Source organism: Glaciimonas sp. Gout2, from assembly GCF_035018905.1.
In the GTDB taxonomy this organism is placed as follows: Bacteria; Pseudomonadota; Gammaproteobacteria; order Burkholderiales; family Burkholderiaceae_D; genus Glaciimonas.
The window spans coordinates 163,774-180,216 of sequence record NZ_JASJXA010000005.1 but is presented as its reverse complement, the minus strand read 5'-3'; the positions used below and the strand labels follow the sequence as shown (position 1 = coordinate 180,216).

16 protein-coding genes are annotated in these 16,443 nt (G+C 47.6%); 3 read left to right on the top strand and 13 right to left on the bottom strand.

Going from position 1 to position 16,443, the window contains the following annotated elements; all coding sequences use genetic code 11:
• Nucleotides 1–581: 581 nt before the first annotated feature.
• A complete protein-coding gene (gene ispH / locus QN379_RS06155; protein WP_322240558.1) occupies nucleotides 582–1,532 on the bottom strand; it encodes a 4-hydroxy-3-methylbut-2-enyl diphosphate reductase in 951 nt (316 codons plus the stop codon).
• A gap of 65 nt (nucleotides 1,533–1,597) precedes the next feature.
• Nucleotides 1,598–2,053: a peptidylprolyl isomerase gene (locus QN379_RS06150; protein WP_322237243.1), complete on the bottom strand. Its 456-nt coding sequence runs from the start codon at nucleotides 2,051–2,053 to the stop codon at nucleotides 1,598–1,600.
• Nucleotides 2,054–2,347: 294 nt separating this feature from the next.
• Here QN379_RS06150 and radC point away from each other — a divergent pair, with 294 nt between their 5' ends.
• From radC to rpmG, 3 genes are all read left to right on the top strand, one after another.
• Complete coding sequence (radC, locus tag QN379_RS06145; RefSeq protein WP_322237241.1) at nucleotides 2,348–3,022, top strand: RadC family protein; 675 nt, start codon at nucleotides 2,348–2,350, stop codon at nucleotides 3,020–3,022.
• A gap of 327 nt (nucleotides 3,023–3,349) precedes the next feature.
• The gene (rpmB, locus tag QN379_RS06140) at nucleotides 3,350–3,586 is read left to right on the top strand and encodes a 50S ribosomal protein L28 (RefSeq protein ID WP_168056908.1); all 237 of its coding nucleotides are present in this window, start codon (nucleotides 3,350–3,352) and stop codon (nucleotides 3,584–3,586) included.
• Nucleotides 3,587–3,608: 22 nt separating this feature from the next.
• Nucleotides 3,609–3,776, top strand: coding sequence for a 50S ribosomal protein L33 (gene rpmG / locus QN379_RS06135; protein ID WP_009667251.1), 168 nt, complete (start codon nucleotides 3,609–3,611; stop codon nucleotides 3,774–3,776).
• Between the two features lie 123 nt (nucleotides 3,777–3,899).
• Here rpmG and QN379_RS06130 read toward each other — a convergent pair whose 3' ends face one another.
• The 11 genes from QN379_RS06130 to adk all read right to left on the bottom strand — a co-directional run bounded on the left by QN379_RS06130 (nucleotide 3,900) and on the right by adk (nucleotide 16,375).
• Complete coding sequence (locus QN379_RS06130) at nucleotides 3,900–4,385, bottom strand: DUF4019 domain-containing protein (RefSeq protein ID WP_323506244.1); 486 nt, start codon at nucleotides 4,383–4,385, stop codon at nucleotides 3,900–3,902.
• A gap of 273 nt (nucleotides 4,386–4,658) precedes the next feature.
• The gene (locus tag QN379_RS06125) at nucleotides 4,659–5,852 is read right to left on the bottom strand and encodes an acyl-CoA desaturase (protein WP_322237236.1); all 1,194 of its coding nucleotides are present in this window, start codon (nucleotides 5,850–5,852) and stop codon (nucleotides 4,659–4,661) included.
• 126 nt (nucleotides 5,853–5,978) lie between these two features.
• Nucleotides 5,979–7,340, bottom strand: a complete 1,362-nt coding sequence (locus QN379_RS06120; protein ID WP_323506243.1) for a mechanosensitive ion channel family protein — start codon at nucleotides 7,338–7,340, stop codon at nucleotides 5,979–5,981.
• Nucleotides 7,341–7,385: 45 nt separating this feature from the next.
• Nucleotides 7,386–8,045 (bottom strand): phospholipase D family protein, encoded by a 660-nt coding sequence (locus QN379_RS06115; protein ID WP_322237232.1) that lies wholly within the window; start codon nucleotides 8,043–8,045, stop codon nucleotides 7,386–7,388.
• Nucleotides 8,042–9,295 (bottom strand): RsmB/NOP family class I SAM-dependent RNA methyltransferase, encoded by a 1,254-nt coding sequence (locus QN379_RS06110; RefSeq protein WP_322237229.1) that lies wholly within the window; start codon nucleotides 9,293–9,295, stop codon nucleotides 8,042–8,044. The genes QN379_RS06115 and QN379_RS06110 overlap by 4 nt, the downstream gene beginning before the upstream one ends.
• 219 nt (nucleotides 9,296–9,514) lie before the next feature.
• A complete protein-coding gene (purN, locus tag QN379_RS06105; protein ID WP_323506242.1) occupies nucleotides 9,515–10,150 on the bottom strand; it encodes a phosphoribosylglycinamide formyltransferase in 636 nt (211 codons plus the stop codon).
• 168 nt (nucleotides 10,151–10,318) lie between these two features.
• On the bottom strand, nucleotides 10,319–10,717 hold the full coding sequence (locus QN379_RS06100; protein WP_322237226.1) for a barstar family protein: 399 nt from the start codon (nucleotides 10,715–10,717) through the stop codon (nucleotides 10,319–10,321).
• Between the two features lie 58 nt (nucleotides 10,718–10,775).
• Complete coding sequence (locus QN379_RS06095; protein ID WP_322237224.1) at nucleotides 10,776–11,207, bottom strand: ribonuclease; 432 nt, start codon at nucleotides 11,205–11,207, stop codon at nucleotides 10,776–10,778.
• A gap of 251 nt (nucleotides 11,208–11,458) precedes the next feature.
• Nucleotides 11,459–12,643, bottom strand: coding sequence for a patatin-like phospholipase family protein (locus QN379_RS06090; protein WP_323506241.1), 1,185 nt, complete (start codon nucleotides 12,641–12,643; stop codon nucleotides 11,459–11,461).
• Nucleotides 12,644–12,945: 302 nt separating this feature from the next.
• Entirely contained in the window at nucleotides 12,946–15,447 is a 2,502-nt protein-coding gene (locus tag QN379_RS06085) for a sodium-translocating pyrophosphatase (RefSeq protein ID WP_323506240.1), read from the bottom strand.
• 271 nt (nucleotides 15,448–15,718) lie between these two features.
• Nucleotides 15,719–16,375: an adenylate kinase gene (gene adk, locus QN379_RS06080; RefSeq protein WP_322237219.1), complete on the bottom strand. Its 657-nt coding sequence runs from the start codon at nucleotides 16,373–16,375 to the stop codon at nucleotides 15,719–15,721.
• Nucleotides 16,376–16,443 lie beyond the last annotated feature (68 nt).

Here is a 16,443-nt window from a genome sequence, read left to right as displayed (position 1 = left end):
TTCCCGAGTTGGTGCATTTGTGTAAGATTAGCACCATAACAGGGCGATTATAACGAGCACTGCAGGACTTATCTAGTAGGTTTATAGCATGAATAATTAAGCGATGGCAGCTCGGGGAGCCGATGTTAAATCTACGATGTTTCATCTCCTTTGCATTTAAACTAAAATCGTTTTTTTGCAAAATTTTTATACTATTTTTATACTATTTGTATCCGTTCCAAAGGCCTTAAAATTCAGCGGATTATATCGATATAGAGTGAGTTGGAAACCTTAGTAGTTTCCACATTTCCGTATGTTAATTAAATCCCAAAAGCGGCTGTAGAAGTCTCCATTAGACGCCGCCATAATAACGAGGAAAGGAAAAAACTTTCCATGGAAAAGTAAGCCCTCCTCTAAATTTTATTCCGTGAACACCAGTAATAGAGCGTCATGACGAAAAAAAACCTCATGTACAAATCACGAGGTTTTTTGCTAATGCTCTACAGATTTACTCAGAAAATTTAAGCAAACCACACTGGATAAGGATTGATCTTTTCAACTACCACCAAATAAAACATGCCCGTCAGACCGCTGAGTGACGTCTATTGAGGTTTGATGTTTTCGACGCGCATTAAACCTTTAGGCATCGGAAAAGTCACATTTTCCTCAACGCCGTCCAGCGGGCGAACACTTTTTGCACCGTACTCCTTGAGCCGATCAATGACAGCTTGCACCAATACTTCAGGGGCCGAAGCGCCAGCTGTTAAGCCTATTCGTGGCTTATCTTGCAACCACGCTGGATCAATTTGTGACGCGTTGTCCACCATATAGGCCGCCGTTCCCATTTTTTCGGCTACTTCACGCAGACGATTGGAATTAGAACTATTCGGGCTTCCCACAACAATAACAACATCCACTTGCGGTGCCATGAACTTGACGGCTTGCTGACGATTAGTCGTTGCGTAGCAAATGTCACCCTTCTTTGGCTCGGTAATATTGGGATATTTACGTTTGAGCGCGGCAATCACATCTGCCGTGTCATCCACAGACAACGTGGTCTGTGAGACGTAAGACAACATTTCGGGGTCCGTCACGTTGAGTTTTTCAACATCGTCCACGGTTTCAACTAAATGCATACCTTGCTCTGTCTGCCCCATCGTGCCCTCCACTTCTGGATGACCGTCGTGCCCAATCATAATAATCTCGCGGCCTTCCCTGCGCATCTTGGCGACTTCGATATGCACCTTGGTGACTAACGGACAGGTCGCATCAAATACTTTTAACCCACGCTGTTCCGCCTCTGCTTGAACGGCTTTGGAGACCCCATGTGCCGAGAAAATGACGGTATTACCGGGCGGAACGTCCGCCAATTCCTCAATAAACACCGCCCCTTTTTGGCGCAAATCAGCAACTACATAGGCGTTATGCACAATTTCGTGACGTACATAAATAGGTGCGCCAAACTGTATCAGCGCACGCTCCACTATTTCAATCGCACGATCGACACCTGCACAAAATCCGCGTGGTTGTGCCAGCAAAATCTCTTTATCCATCATATAACCCACCAAAACATGTAATTTTCACAATCCTGCGTTACTTACTTAACTTGGTGCCTACGTTACAAAATACCGATAATTTTTACTTCAAACTGAACCTGTTGACCGGCTAAAGGATGATTGAAATCGAATAATGCACTTTGCTCATCAATTTCACGCAATACACCTGCGAACTGACCACCTCCTGGTGCTGCGAAATCAACTAAATCGCCAATTCGATACTCGTGTCCCAGTTGCGAGTTTTGCTTCAGGGTGGCGCGGGAGACTCGTTGTACCAAATCAGGATTACGAGGACCAAAAGCTTGCTCAGGCGGTAGTTCGAACGTTTTGTGCGTTCCTTCTGGCAGGCCAAGCAAACAATTTTCGAGAAACGGCGCTAACTGTCCCATACCAAATTGCAAAGTCGCAGGAGAAGCCTTGAAGGTGCTGACAATATCATCACCCGCCTGAGAGGCCAGACGATAGTGCAAAGTCAAATAAGACGCTTCGGTTACTACTGGTAAGGAAGAATTAGGCATGAATAAAGGAAATTGGAAACAAAACATCGGAACCGTATTGTAAGGCAGGTTAAAGAAAAAGGTCGGAGTTACCAACGTTATCTCCGATTCAACCCGAACAATCCTTAGGAATACTAAGAATTATTTTTTACATCACCTTTATGAATTAGGACTTACCCAAAATTGTCCGATCAAGGCATGCTTACGAAGACAGTGCACTATTACCGGGCCACGTTGACGGCCAGGAAAGCACAACGCCGATGGGGCGATTTTGCGTACGCACTATGAATAATACCCACAACTGGAAAACATACATTGGCTATTACTGACTGGCCGCTAGACCAACGCCCTCGCGAACGGCTCATCCGACTCGGACCTGAAGCGCTTTCCGATGCAGAACTATTAGCGGTTTTTTTAAGAGTCGGCGTGACCGGCAAAAGTGCGGTTGACCTTGCCCGCGACATGGCTAACCACTTTGGCTCGCTCAACCGCCTGTTTTCCGCCACGCTAAGCGATTTTTCAGCCATTCATGGTCTTGGCCCTGCCAAGTTTGCCCAATTGCAGGCTGTCCTTGAATTAGCAAGACGGGCGCTGAGCGAAAAACTACGGGATGAAGGTAGTTTCAATTCACCCACCGCCGTCAAACAATATCTGCAATTGTTAATATCAAACAAACAGTACGAATCATTTGTAGTACTTTTTTTAGATGTCAAAAATTGTCTGATTGCCTCAAAGGAATTGTTTCGGGGCACTCTGACGCATACTAGTGTTTATCCGCGCGAAGTAGTGAAGGCCGCCCTGGCACATAATGCAGCCAGCGTCATGCTTGCGCATAATCACCCATCCGGAAGCCCAGAGCCAAGTCAGGCGGATCGTGAATTGACCAAGGTGCTGAAACAGGCATTAGATTTAGTAGACGTACGCACTTTGGATCATTTCATCATCGCTGGGTCGTCTGTATACTCATTTGCAGAACACGGATTTTTATAACAATGGTTGACATAAAGCCTCGGCAGAGTTCATTACCTCGCATTGATACGCATTGATAATTGCGTGCTAACTTAAGAAGAGTACTTAACTTCCAGCATGACGTAACTCAGATAACAGCCTGCCCTGGCTGGGCAGTTCCCTATAGTCGCATACCGCCCGAACGATTTCACATAGCTACTTAACAACCAAAATGGTCACCGCATGGCAAATTGTTAAATACAACAAAAGTAAAAAGACACACTTGTTTTCGCCAAGTTATTGAAAAACATCAGTTTTTTAGATATACTCTCATTTTTTCCAATTTCGGAAATCATCTAGGAGTAAAACATGGCACGTGTCTGCCAAGTCACCGGGAAGAAGCCGATGGTCGGCAACAATGTTTCCCATGCAAACAACAAGACAAAACGTCGCTTTTTGCCTAACCTGCAAAATCGTCGTATTTTTGTTGAGTCAGAAAACCGCTGGGTCTCCCTGCGCCTTTCCAACGCCGGTCTGCGCGTTATTGACAAACTCGGCATTGATGTCGTTTTAGTTGATATGCGTGCTCGTGGCGAAAAAGTCTAACTAGCAGAATAAAGGAACCATCATGGCGAAATCAGGCCGCGACAAAATCAAGTTAGAGTCGACTGCTGGTACAGGTCACTTCTACACGACTACCAAAAACAAGCGTACAACACCGGAAAAAATGTCGATCATGAAATTCGATCCGAAAGTTCGTAAGCACGTTGAGTATAAAGAGACAAAGATCAAGTAATTGATCAGACCTCACAAAAAAACCCCGCAAGATTGTATCTTGCGGGGTTTTTTTATTTTTACTCAGCCAAACGTTGAAGCAAAATCTAGTTGATATCGTTTCTGATTAGACAGCCAGAATTAATTATTTTGTTGTCGCTGACGCTGGTGCGCCGTTAGCCGCGATAGGTTGGACCTTATGGACCACGTAACCGACTGGCACCCAACGACCAGCCGCGTACATTAATGACACAGCCTCTCCCGCAGGGGATTTAGTGAAGCGAGAGGAAAATACGACATTTACATAATCCCCTTTCGGTAGGTTTGTTGGTTGACCCACGCGTACGACTTCCGCCCATTCCCGACCATTAAGCGAACCTAAGTCATTGCGTAGATTGGTGAGATACTTGGCCCAATCCTCTTTATTGATGCTTTTTTGCATTACCGGCCCGCTAGCCGTCCACATACGTTCGGCCTGATTGGCATCTGCAAGAGTCGCCCACTGTGATGCAGCCGCGACAGCGCCATCCAGAGACAATGTTTGCGCATACGCGTTGCCATTGCAAACCATCACGCCAACAGCCAGCAAAACATACGCACAATATTGTTTAGACGCTAAGGACTGATTCATAATTTTCTCTGAAATAGAAATGAAATTGACTGATCACTTACACTTGCCAGTGCCATTTTTAGTACCGCACATACAATCTACATCATTTGGCACGTTGTTCACATTTCAGTTCCCTCAAAAAAGAACAAAGCGCCCTCTACGACGGAATAAAAAGTTACCACGGCTTCACTAAAGAAGACACGTTAAAAAATTTAGATTTGCGGCCAACATAAAGTAGGCGAAAAAAAACGGCCTTAACAGGCCGCTTTATAATTACTCACTTTTCGCTTTCGATCAGGAATAACTCCGCAGACGTAAAGAGAAATCTTCCAACGCTTTAATCTTAGATGCTTCAGCGCGTGCACACCAATCCTGAAGCTGATGCAGCAATTGATCACGTGTAAAATGTGACCGCTCCCAAATTGCACCTAACTCAACCCGCATCTCATGCATAGTTTGAAGCGCCTTGCTGTGAAGGAATAACTCCGTTAACTGCTGCTTTTGAGGCGCTTCTAATTTAGTTGGCTCGCGTTGCAATAGCTTTTTTGCCGATTTAAGAAAACCTGATTCCAAAGCTGCTTTTCCAGCCAAATGCGCCCGCTCTTCTTGCCAGGTGCTTTTGAGTGATTTGGCATATTTCGCCATCACATCATATCGATTAGCAATAACAGACTGTAATGTATCCAAGTCCGGAACTAATTTGGCACTATTGAATTTTGGTGCCGGAGCAATTTTCTTAACCTTGGCAAGACCCACTATTTCAAGCATGCGAATATACATCCAGCCGATATCAAACTCATACCACTTCGACGACAACTTGGCCGATGTCCCGAATGTATGATGGTTGTTATGTAATTCTTCGCCACCGATGAGAATACCGAATGGGATGATATTCGTTGCCGCATCATTACAATCGTAGTTGCGATAGCCCCAATAGTGTCCAATGCCGTTGATAATCCCCGCAGCAGTAATTGGAATCCACAGCATTTGTACGGCCCACACGGTCAATCCAATAACACCGAATAAGGCTAGATTGATAAACAGCATCAGCACAATACCCAACGCACTATGTTTGGTGTAAAGATTACGTTCAATCCAGTCGTCTGGAGTGCCATGGCCATATTTTTCCATGGTTTCCGGGACCTTTGATTCGGCGCGATACAACTCGGCACCTTCTAACAAGACCTTTTTAATTCCGCGTGTCACCGGGCTATGAGGATCTTCCTCAGTCTCGCATTTAGCGTGGTGCTTCCGATGAATCGCCGCCCATTCTTTGGTGACCATTCCGGTACTCAGCCATAGCCAGAATCGAAAGAAATGACTCGGAATCGCATGCAAATCAAGCGCACGATGAGCTTGGCAACGATGCAGATAAATAGTGACACCAGCGATGGTAATGTGGGTAACAACAAGCGTAAAAATGACAACTTGCCATGCTGTAGCACCAGTCAAACCATTCGACAGAAAATCAATAATTGCATTGAACACTAAGTGTCCTCCATAGGTGGTGATGGCGCTGTAGCAGAATTTGGCGCTCTTTTCGTACAAGTTGAGGGTAAGTTCGCGGGTAGTTACCAGTCACTTAACCGAAATTAACTCCCTATTGTACTACCTTTACAGGATGTTTTTTGAATTCGGTAAGACCGACTGGCTATCTATCTGCGCAACTTGTTGTGAATCTGCACCTGGACTGTGGCTGGCAACCATCCGCAAATCAGTCCGTGATTGGGCTACTTTGATCTTGTGCGTCTGTAGCGCCCGCCAGATTGCTCTGTTCACATCAGACAGCACATTCAACCTTCCGTTCTCTGGATCGACAATCCAGAATCCGACCTCTAGCTCTAATCCGCTCGAACCTATCTTCAACAAAATAGCTTGAGGTAAAATTTCGTGAGTCACACGTTCGACAATACTGACGGCCTCTTCCAATATTGTGAGTACTTCTTCAATATTTTCCTGATACACAATCGTGAGTTGTGTAGATAGTCGCAAAATACGATGATTCAGAGAGTAGTTCTGCACCGCATTAGTCATGAAGACATCATTCGGCACAATCGACTCGATGCCGTCCAGCGCCTCCAGAACCGTGAAGCGGCTGTTAATTTGGGTCACTTTTCCGTAATAAGTCCCTACACCGACCATGTCGCCGATAGATAGACTGCGCTCGAGCAAAATGACAAATCCGGAAACGTAGCTGCTCGCTATTTTTTGTAGACCCAGACCAAGGGCCACACCAAGCGCACCACCGAATACTGAGAGCACAGTTAAATCAATACCGACCAGCGATAGACTCAGCAGAACCGCTACCAAAACCAACACTGCGCGCGCCATTCTCGCCACCACAGTGCGCAGGGATGAATGCATGGTGTTCAAACGCATCAGGCGCTGTTCAAGTGTGGCCCCAGCCCATAACGCGATAATTAGGGTTACCAGAACGGAGATTAAAGCCTGAAATATAGCGAGAAGAGAAACTTGATGGCGACCGATCGGCAAGATAGTGTTGGCAAGGTAATCGACTAAATCCGGCCACAATCCTGTGATGTACAACAAAACGCTGCCCCATATTAGCGCCCCGAACGCCTTCTCAAACAGCAACAAAAAAGTGCTGACACCACGGTCGCGCACAAATACACGACGCAGCACGTAAAAAACAAAACGCATCAGGCCAAGAGAAGCCATCAATGGTATCGCCAGACGCAAAAAACTAACTGGTTGCTGCCATTTGGCGGCAATCAATTTAGCCAGGACAAGAAACAATACTGCGAGAAGCGGCGTCAATACTTGTGCAAAACTGCGTAATCCAATTTGGACTACCGGTTGCTTGAGATCGTCAACGGCAAAAATACGACGTAATACCCGTGCGCAGAGCCATCCAAGTCCGACGCAAGCGAGGGCCACTGCGACCTGCATCAGCAAGCCAGGGGCCGCCAAATTGTGTGCGAGGCTATCAGCCATATCAGAGAGAAAATCGAACATGATGATGGGGAGTGTTGGTCTGTATAGGATAGGCGTCTGAGGGTGTTACCGTTGGACTGTCGTGTTGTCGCGCACGGTTTTTGTACCGGCTTTACCGCGACGCTTAGCCGTATCCGGCAGGCTTCTGGCGTCCTTAAGGTGACGCTGCCAATTCATTGCGTAACGTGCGGCTATCGCTGGATTATCGCGAACGATAAGGACGTTTTCCGCATTTTTATGCTGAGCGCTCCAGGTAAAATTAAAGCTTCCTGTTATCACCGTGGCATCTTTTTCCGTCGGATCAATTACGATAACTTTATTATGGGCACTCCGATAGTTTGTCTCGCCCCATACTGGAATATTAGCAGTTACTAAGCGTTCGACTTGAGTTCCAGGATTTTTTTTAAGCTGATGCTCATCGACCAGTATCTGAACATCTACCCCACGTTTCCTGGCAGCAATCAATGCCGTAGCAATTGGGCGATTCGTCAATATATACGCTTGGACCAATACCTGTTTGCGAGCGCCCGCGATCTCCTGCGTGATCAAACCCTCAATATCATCCCAAGGTGAAAACGCGGCTTGCAAAGTGCCGGTCGCCAGTTCACGTGGCGGTGTCGCGTCAAAAGCGCGAACCTGCGCCGCCGCCAGTCCCATCGTGATGATAATAGTGGCGGCAACCAGCCGTTCGCGCAGCTTTACGAAACAAAAAGAGCCTGGCGTCATTTACGGACAAATACCGCCGCAAAAAAACCGTCTGTGTGATGCAGATGTGGCATCAGCTTCAGATAATCATCCATTTCCAACGCAATTTTTTGCTCTGCTAAGACATCCTTCATCGGTAGCAATGAAAAATCTTCGTGCGTAGCCAGGAACTGCGCTGCAATTGCTTCGTTTTCTTCATCAAGTAGACTACAAGTGCCGTATACCAAACGACCACCTGATTTGACTAAGCGTGCAGCGCTCGACAAAATCGCGGTTTGCTTGGCATTCATTTCGATAATCGCTTCTGGCGTCTGACGCCATTTAACATCAGGATTACGGCGCAAAGTGCCTAAGCCACTACAAGGTGCATCAACCAACACGCGATCAATTTTGCCAGCCAAACGCTTTACCTTTGCGTCATTTTCATGCGCAATCAGTACTGGATGGATATTCGACAAACCACTACGCGCCATCCTTGGCTTTAGCTTTGCCAGACGCTTTTCAGAAACGTCAAACGCGTACAAACGTCCCGTATTGCGCATAGTCGCACCGAGCGCCAAAGTCTTACCGCCAGCGCCAGCACAAAAATCCACAACCATTTCGCCACGTTTTGCGCCAACGATTTGGGCCAGCAACTGACTTCCCTCATCTTGCACTTCAATTGCACCACTCTTAAATAGGGGCAAATTTTGAACAGATGGCTTTTTAATAATACGCAAGCCGAGCGGCGCATACGGTGTCGGCTCACAAAGAATCGGTGCCTCCGCTAGCGTAGCGATCACATCATCACGTGCAGCTTTGACTGAGTTGACCCTTAAATCTAGAGGTGCAGGCGTATTCAATGCTTCCGCGAGCAACAAGGTATTTTCCTCACCATCACGCGCGACCAGTTTTTCATAAAGCCATGCCGGTAAATTAGCGCGCATGTGCGCTGGCAACAGTCGGCGATCGATTTCAGCCACCCGCGCTAGCCATTCTGCTTCTTCTTCGGACAGACCACCAAGAGAATCTGCACCAACCGCGTCAGCCAGACCTAACAAAGTCATTCTGCGCATAGTCGGGCCATTGCCAGATTCGGCAAAACTGGTGTACACCAATTTGTTACGTAATAAACCATACACAGCTTCGGCTATTACACCACGTTCACGTGAACCAAGCTTTGGGTGATCGCGAAAATAGCGGGATAAAGTAACGTCGGCAGGACCGGTAAATCGTAAAACTTCGCGCAATACTTCTTCGGTAAGACCGATGATCGCTGGAGGCAATCTCATGTTAAATCTTTCATAAAAACTAATTATTTTGTTTGAAGCGCAGCGCTTCAGGTTGCTATCTGTTTTGGATACTTCTATTTTTACTATGTTTTTGCTCTTTTTATGGTGCTGTTTTTTTGTCTTTTTTTGCTTCAAACGTATTACTGATACTTATAGCGTCTTTAAGATTACGTTTCCAGACTACATGCGTGACATATTCGGGTCAATGACGGTGAGCAACTATTCCGCCAAATCACCATCCAGCGCGATGTCACCGCGCTTATACACTCGTCCATTTTGGATCATGAGTCGCCCTTCTACAAACCACCGAACTGCACGGGGATACATTTGATGTTCCAGTATCAAGATCCGCGCCTCTAACGATTGCACAGTGTCGTCGTCCATTACCGGCACCACTTCTTGCAGAACGATCGGCCCATGATCAAGATCAGCAGTCACAAAATGAACCGTTGCGCCATGCACTTTAACACCCATTGTCAATGCTTGAAGATGCGTTGCCAACCCGGTGAAACTTGGTAATAAGGACGGATGGACGTTCAGCATCCGACCTGCATAATGCTGAACAAACGGCGTAGTCAAAATTCGCATAAATCCCGCGAGCACGACCAAATCGGGTGAAAACCGGTCTATTTCATCTAGCAACGCAGCGTCAAATGACGTGCGGTCAGGGTAATCTTTATTGGAGACAACCGCTGTCGGGATACCGTGCGCAGCGGCAAAGGACAAACCACCTGCATCGGCGCGATTGCTTATAACAGCCGCAATTTTGGCCGGCCATTGCTCAGTTTGTGCTGCCCGGACGATGGCTTCCATGTTGCTGCCACGTCCAGAAATAAGGATAACGATGCTTCTCATGGCGCGCATTGTACCCGCTGCGCAGCAGCTTAGGAACGTTGACGCACAAAATGACGTAGAAAATCTTCTTAAATTTGGTCTGAAAGAGACAAAGCGATTTCTAAACCGAGGATGCGTTGCAATCGCATTTTGGTTGCTTATTATGCAATAATAAGTCTTGAAACCAAGTTATTGAAAAGAGTAAAACACGCGAAAAGCGACTTTTTTCTCTGCCCAAAAATCCGCACTATCCCGGAACACGTCCAGCAAAATTTCACGGGCCTCTTTGTCAAATTTTTGTGTATTTGGCAATTGCTCTATAACGATGATAAAACCTGGCTGCGGTCCGGCTTTATGCGCAAGATCTGTCAGACAATCGGCTAGTGCATCGAAGTTCTTACCGAAATGTTTAGGAAAATAAAAAGCTTGTGCAATTTTTGAAAGCACCTGTTGTTTGGTCATTGCCTCTGCACAATATGCGTACAGAAAATGTTGGCCCAGACGAACTGCCTCGGTCTGTAATTCAGCCACGCGAAATGCACGGATAGATTGCACTACGTTTGGCGGCACGGTTTTAAACAAACTCATTTTTCCCTCAACTAAATGCAATGATGGGTTGCAGTTTTATACTGAAATCGATATTTGACTATTCCTGAACACGCTTAAAGGAGGCGTAATGGTCATCGGTATAATAATATTCACTCGAAGCGTTGACTGTTCCACCAGAGATAAGTCGGCGAGCGCCGCGGTTCCTTGCTCGCGGTGTTTTTACGGTGAACTCATGATAATAACCACGCTTTTGTTTTGGCAAAAGCCCCTCATAGTTTCCAAACACGACGCCATCTTTCCTATAGGAAAAAGGTCCACCCTGCTTGATCAGCACCAACGTTTGCCGGGCCTCGACGGGGAGTTGCGATAAGGCAATTGTATCGACTAGCAACGGATTGCGGGCAAAAACTTGGACCGAAAACAACAAGCCTATTAGCAGGAGACCAAATTGCTGAAGAAATGGGAGTCGTCGCCGAGCGCTCACAATCGCGAAAATGCATGCGTAAATTGAAGCTACTTTATTTTTCATATTTTCAATAATTTCTGAAGAATCAGCTATTGAGATTAACTTGTTGCAGAAACCCAATCAACACGCATCTACCATCCGTACAAAGTTGATGCCCACTTTCCCTGTATTTAGCCCGATCGCGGGCCTCTCAATGAAAACACTTAATATCAACTCGCGCAGTTTCGGTTAAAAGTTCTGACAGTTCTTCAATAACAAAACAAGAATAGAGCTAAAGATATTTTTTAGCCGGTACGAATTCGGCTAAGCACGAATCAATCGTTCGACACTTGATCGGCAAAAAAATTCACTACATCCTCGCGCCGTGCATACGTATCCTTTTGCCCCATTTGTATTAATTCGCAGGTATAACCTGATTCGAACAATAAATAGGAAGCCAATGCCGCACCCCTTAATTCGGTTGCACCTATCCCGCCCAGCAATGCACGAATTGATTTCGGGAGGCTACGGATATGACGAATAGCGATGTCATCAATTTGCTCTGACGGCGAAATAATGAGCATTTCAATGGGCTTCAATGGCGTATGCTCGCGTTGCTCCTCAGTGAGAAATGACAGCGTGTGATTAATACGCTCCAGTCGCTCGATATCGACGGCCAGCCCATCGAGAAAAATACTCGATAAAGCATGCCCTGCAATTTGCGCCAAACTAGGGTAATGGGGAAACAGAGGAACATCCATCGGTGGCTGCATCATGCGGCCCGCACCGACTACCAATACCTTGCTCGCACCAAGATGAATTGCGGGAGAAATTGGAGCCAGTTGTCGCATCGAACCATCTCCAAAATATTCACGCTGACCTTCGCAATAAATGGGAACGGCCGGAAAAATAAACGGGATCGCAGACGATGCCAGCAAATGTTCGACACCGATCTGGTCTCTGATCGCACGTCGCTGGCTGCGCGTCCAGGATTGAATTTCGTGGGCACTCTGGTAAAAGGTCGTGTGCAGACCCGTACTATAAGAAGACGCCGTTACCGCCAGCGCTTTCAAACTCCCGTTAGTCAACGCGGCGTCCAACCCCTTTAAATCTAACGAACGATGTAACAGTGTCACCAAAGGCGTATTGTCGAGCAAGGAACTCGGTGGATGTGCGTGCCATTGACGCAGTAACCAGCCAAACGACAGCAACGAAAGCCAACGCGCGCCCGACCGTAACACGCCAAGCGAATCCGCCCGATAGACATGTTCGACACTAAAATGCTTCCAGACCTGGAGAAGATGATCAACGCCCTCAGAAAAATTATCCGCCCGACACGCCAGCGCAGTAGCATTAATAGCACCTGCTGAAGTCCCGCAAATGATATCGAACGGATTCCGCTTTGACGCCCACCCGTGCTCACGCAAAATGGCGGAAACCGCATCCAGAACGCCGGCCTGGTAAGCTGCACGCGCTCCGCCTCCGGTCAAAATAAGGCCCACATTTTTTCTGTTCGTCATGATGCCAAGCTTAACAGGGCAACGCATTATTTTTGCAAAGGACCGCAAAAACAAGAAATTCCCCAAATATGTTCGCGCTGATACATACACACAACGTATGCACCCAAACGTAGAAGAGAGAGACCAAAGCAAGAAGCGAAAAGCGAAAATCAAGCTTCCAACAACAATCTCACTACGATCAGCGGTTTTTATAAAAAACTTGCGCAATCCTGTGGAGTCGATAACGTGCTATCTGCTTGGCGCAAATAGCCAAAGATTTGATTGCGCCTCCTCAATATCGTGAGGCGTAGTCACTGCCAAAATCATTGGATGCTAATCTCCACTCTCCGTGCCTCTGCATTGTCGCCACTACCGGTGGTACTCTCCGGTTTTTGCAATATGATCCGGTCTTCGGTGACACCACCCATTAACAACAGTGCCTTGACGCTCATGGCGCGCTCTTTGGCGATCTCGGCGTTATTTGCTGAGTTACCAGTGGCATCATGAAACCCTCGCAAGACCAGCTTGGCGTCGGGCCTGGCTTTAGCGGCAGCGATGATAGTAGCCAGCTGATCTGCAGCACCAAACGGGGCATCGCTTTTGCCCTCGGCAAAACGAATCACTGTGACATCGGTTGGCGCGGCAAGCGTACCGGTTACCTGACCATGAGCGGAAGCACCGCCATCAACCGCGCCACTGCTTCCGCTCACTGTGGGCGCTACGACCAAAGGTGTCACCACGACTGCAATAACTTGGGTCGGCGCACTTGCACCACCCAACAGGTTTGCGCCTCCCATCGGCAAAATTGGTACCAGTAATAACGCCACAATATTGATGATTTTGATGAGTGGATTAATTGCCGGTCCCGCCGTGTCTTTATAAGGGTCTCCGACGGTATCGCCGGTCACTGCCGCCTTATGCGCCTCCGAACCTTTGCCACCGTGATTGCCGTCCTCGATGTATTTTTTGGCGTTATCCCAGGCACCGCCGCCGGTCGTCATCGAGATGGCGACAAACAACCCCGTAACAATAGTCCCCATCAACAAACCACCAAGTGCCGCCGGGCCTAATATTAAACCCACCAGAATCGGAACAACGACAGGAAGAAGCGACGGCACGATCATTTCCTTAATCGCAGACGAAGTCAGCATATCCACTGCCTTGTCGTACTCAGGTTTACCAGTACCATCCATGATTCCTTTAATATCACGGAACTGTCGACGCACTTCGACCACTACAGCGCCAGCAGCCCGACCGACCGCTTCCATCGCCATGGCCCCAAATAAGTACGGAATCAGTCCACCAATAAATAAACCAACAATCACAAGTGGATTTGATAATTCAAAGGCGGTACTGTTACCGACCGAATCCAGTGCATGGGTGTAATCAGCAAACAGCACGAGCGCCGCCAATCCGGCCGAGCCAATCGCATAGCCTTTGGTCACCGCTTTGGTCGTATTGCCGACCGCATCAAGCGGATCAGTAATCGCACGCACCGATTCCGGCAAGCCCGACATCTCTGCGATGCCGCCCGCATTATCGGTAATCGGTCCATAAGCATCAAGCGCAACGATGATGCCAGCCATTGACAGCATCGCGGTCGCAGCAATCGCAATGCCGTACAAACCGGCCAGCCAATAAGACGCAAGAATCGCGACACACACCGCGAGCACTGGATAGGCGGTTGACTTCATGGAAACGCCGAGGCCAGCAATAATATTGGTGCCATGACCGGTGGTCGAGGCCTCAGCAATATGACGTACAGGTTTGAAATCAGTGCCAGTGTAATATTCCGTGATGTAGACCATCAGGCCGGTCAGAATGATACCGATTAGTGCAGAACCCATCATCGGCAACACCATCGGAGGCGGTAATAGTAGCCAAGTGACTACCGCGAAGCCAATCAGGCTGAGAATCGCCGCCCACCACAAACCCGTGTACAAAGCCGACATAATTTTTTTGCCGGGCTTGACCTTGACCATTGAGCAGCCAACGATGGAAGCCAGAATCGAGACACTGCCCAGCATCAGCGGATATAGCACGGCTTGTAATTCAAATCCTTTAATCAGCAATGATCCTAACAACATGGTTGCAATCAACGTCACCACGTAAGTCTCAAATAAATCTGCCGCCATCCCCGCGCAATCGCCAACATTGTCGCCAACGTTATCCGCAATCACGGCCGGATTGCGTGGATCATCCTCAGGTATACCAGCCTCAACTTTGCCCACCAAATCGGCCCCGACATCTGCTCCTTTGGTAAAAATACCGCCGCCCAACCGCGCAAAGATAGAAATTAACGAGGCGCCAAATGCAAGACCGATGAGCGGCTTTAAGACATCATGCAGCGACATATCCGGGCGACTAAAAAAAGTAATCAGCAATAAATAGAAAATCGTTACACCAAGCAGGCCTAGTCCGACTACCAACATTCCAGTGATAGCACCGCCACGAAATGCCACATCGAGCGCTTGATTTAAACCTTTGGTGGCGGCTTGTGCAGTGCGCACATTGGCACGTACCGATACATTCATTCCGATAAAACCACACGCCCCGGACAACAGCGCACCGACCAGAAAGCCGAGAGCCGTGACCAGTCCGAGGCCTGGAATAAATCCGATGATGATGAATAGCACCACACCGACGATAGCAATGGTGCGGTATTGGCGAGCCAGGTAGGCTGCAGCCCCTTGCTGAATGGCCGCGGCGATTTCCTGCATGCGCGGGTTTCCTGGGTCTTGCTTTAAAATCCAGCTGCGTGACACCATTCCATATATCACAGCAATAATGCCGCAAGCGATCGCAAACCATAGACCAGATGCCATGTTGACTCCTCCTGTTTTATTACGGACAACCATCACAAAGTAAACAACCACATTAAGTAAATAGGCGTTCCGCCATTTTGGTGGATACGCATCAATCTACAAATCATGTGTACTGAAAAACTTTTTGTTGCCCTTTTATTTTCAGAAGTCGGCCTGGGCTGGCGTGTCTAAAACTAACGGTTATTGATTACTATCCTAACCACATGTGAAATTCTTTACAATCTTTACAGCGCATAGAAATATAAAAAGCGGACTCATGGTCCGCTCTTTTTTAGGCTTCCAATGCCTTGAAGGCACTGTCGCGAATTTGATCAACAGGTCCAACTCCAACGATTTTGCGATATTGTGGCGCGCCGGGATTTCCTGCCTTAGCCCAGTCACCATAATATTTAACAAGAACTTCAGTTTGCTCGTGATACACAAAAAGACGTTTCTGCACGGTTTCTACTTTGTCGTCGTCACGGAGGATCAACTCTTCTCCAGTCACATCATCAATCCCTTCCACCTTTGGCGGATTGAACTTGACATGGTAAGTGCGACCAGAAGCAGGATGTACGCGTCGGCCACTCATACGCTCAACAATTGCCGCGTCCGGCACATCAATTTCCAGCACGTAGTCAATCGCCACGCCTGCTTCTTTCATCGCATCAGCTTGTGGTACTGTGCGTGGAAAGCCATCAAACAGATAGCCGTTGGCACAATCCGCTTGTTTCAGACGATCTTTTACCAGGCCAATAATAATATCGTCCGAGACCAAACCACCCGCATCCATCACTTTTTTTGCTTCGATACCAAGTGGTGTTCCCGCCTTGACGGCTGCCCTTAGCATGTCACCGGTAGAAATTTGCGGAATGTTGAATCGTTCTTTTATAAAGGTAGCTTGCGTGCCCTTACCGGCACCGGGCGCTCCTAGAAGGATGAGGCGCATATTATGTAGTCCTAAGGTGAGTTTGAAATTTATTTGATGACGCTCATTTCTACACTTTCAATGCTAAA

Bases quoted from the DNA above. Each gene is read 5' to 3' on its own strand.
- ispH (WP_322240558.1), bottom strand. From the start codon at position 1,532: ATGGATAAAGAGATTTTGCTGGCACAACCACGCGGATTTTGTGCAGGT.
- QN379_RS06150 (WP_322237243.1), bottom strand. From the start codon at position 2,053: ATGCCTAATTCTTCCTTACCAGTAGTAACCGAAGCGTCTTATTTGACT.
- rpmB (WP_168056908.1), top strand. From the start codon at position 3,350: ATGGCACGTGTCTGCCAAGTCACCGGGAAGAAGCCGATGGTCGGCAAC.
- rpmG (WP_009667251.1), top strand. From the start codon at position 3,609: ATGGCGAAATCAGGCCGCGACAAAATCAAGTTAGAGTCGACTGCTGGT.
- QN379_RS06130 (WP_323506244.1), bottom strand. From the start codon at position 4,385: ATGAATCAGTCCTTAGCGTCTAAACAATATTGTGCGTATGTTTTGCTG.
- QN379_RS06120 (WP_323506243.1), bottom strand. From the start codon at position 7,340: ATGTTCGATTTTCTCTCTGATATGGCTGATAGCCTCGCACACAATTTG.
- QN379_RS06115 (WP_322237232.1), bottom strand. From the start codon at position 8,045: ATGACGCCAGGCTCTTTTTGTTTCGTAAAGCTGCGCGAACGGCTGGTT.
- QN379_RS06110 (WP_322237229.1), bottom strand. From the start codon at position 9,295: ATGAGATTGCCTCCAGCGATCATCGGTCTTACCGAAGAAGTATTGCGC.
- purN (WP_323506242.1), bottom strand. From the start codon at position 10,150: ATGAGAAGCATCGTTATCCTTATTTCTGGACGTGGCAGCAACATGGAA.
- QN379_RS06100 (WP_322237226.1), bottom strand. From the start codon at position 10,717: ATGAGTTTGTTTAAAACCGTGCCGCCAAACGTAGTGCAATCTATCCGT.
- QN379_RS06095 (WP_322237224.1), bottom strand. From the start codon at position 11,207: ATGAAAAATAAAGTAGCTTCAATTTACGCATGCATTTTCGCGATTGTG.
- QN379_RS06090 (WP_323506241.1), bottom strand. From the start codon at position 12,643: ATGACGAACAGAAAAAATGTGGGCCTTATTTTGACCGGAGGCGGAGCG.
- QN379_RS06085 (WP_323506240.1), bottom strand. From the start codon at position 15,447: ATGGCATCTGGTCTATGGTTTGCGATCGCTTGCGGCATTATTGCTGTG.
- adk (WP_322237219.1), bottom strand. From the start codon at position 16,375: ATGCGCCTCATCCTTCTAGGAGCGCCCGGTGCCGGTAAGGGCACGCAA.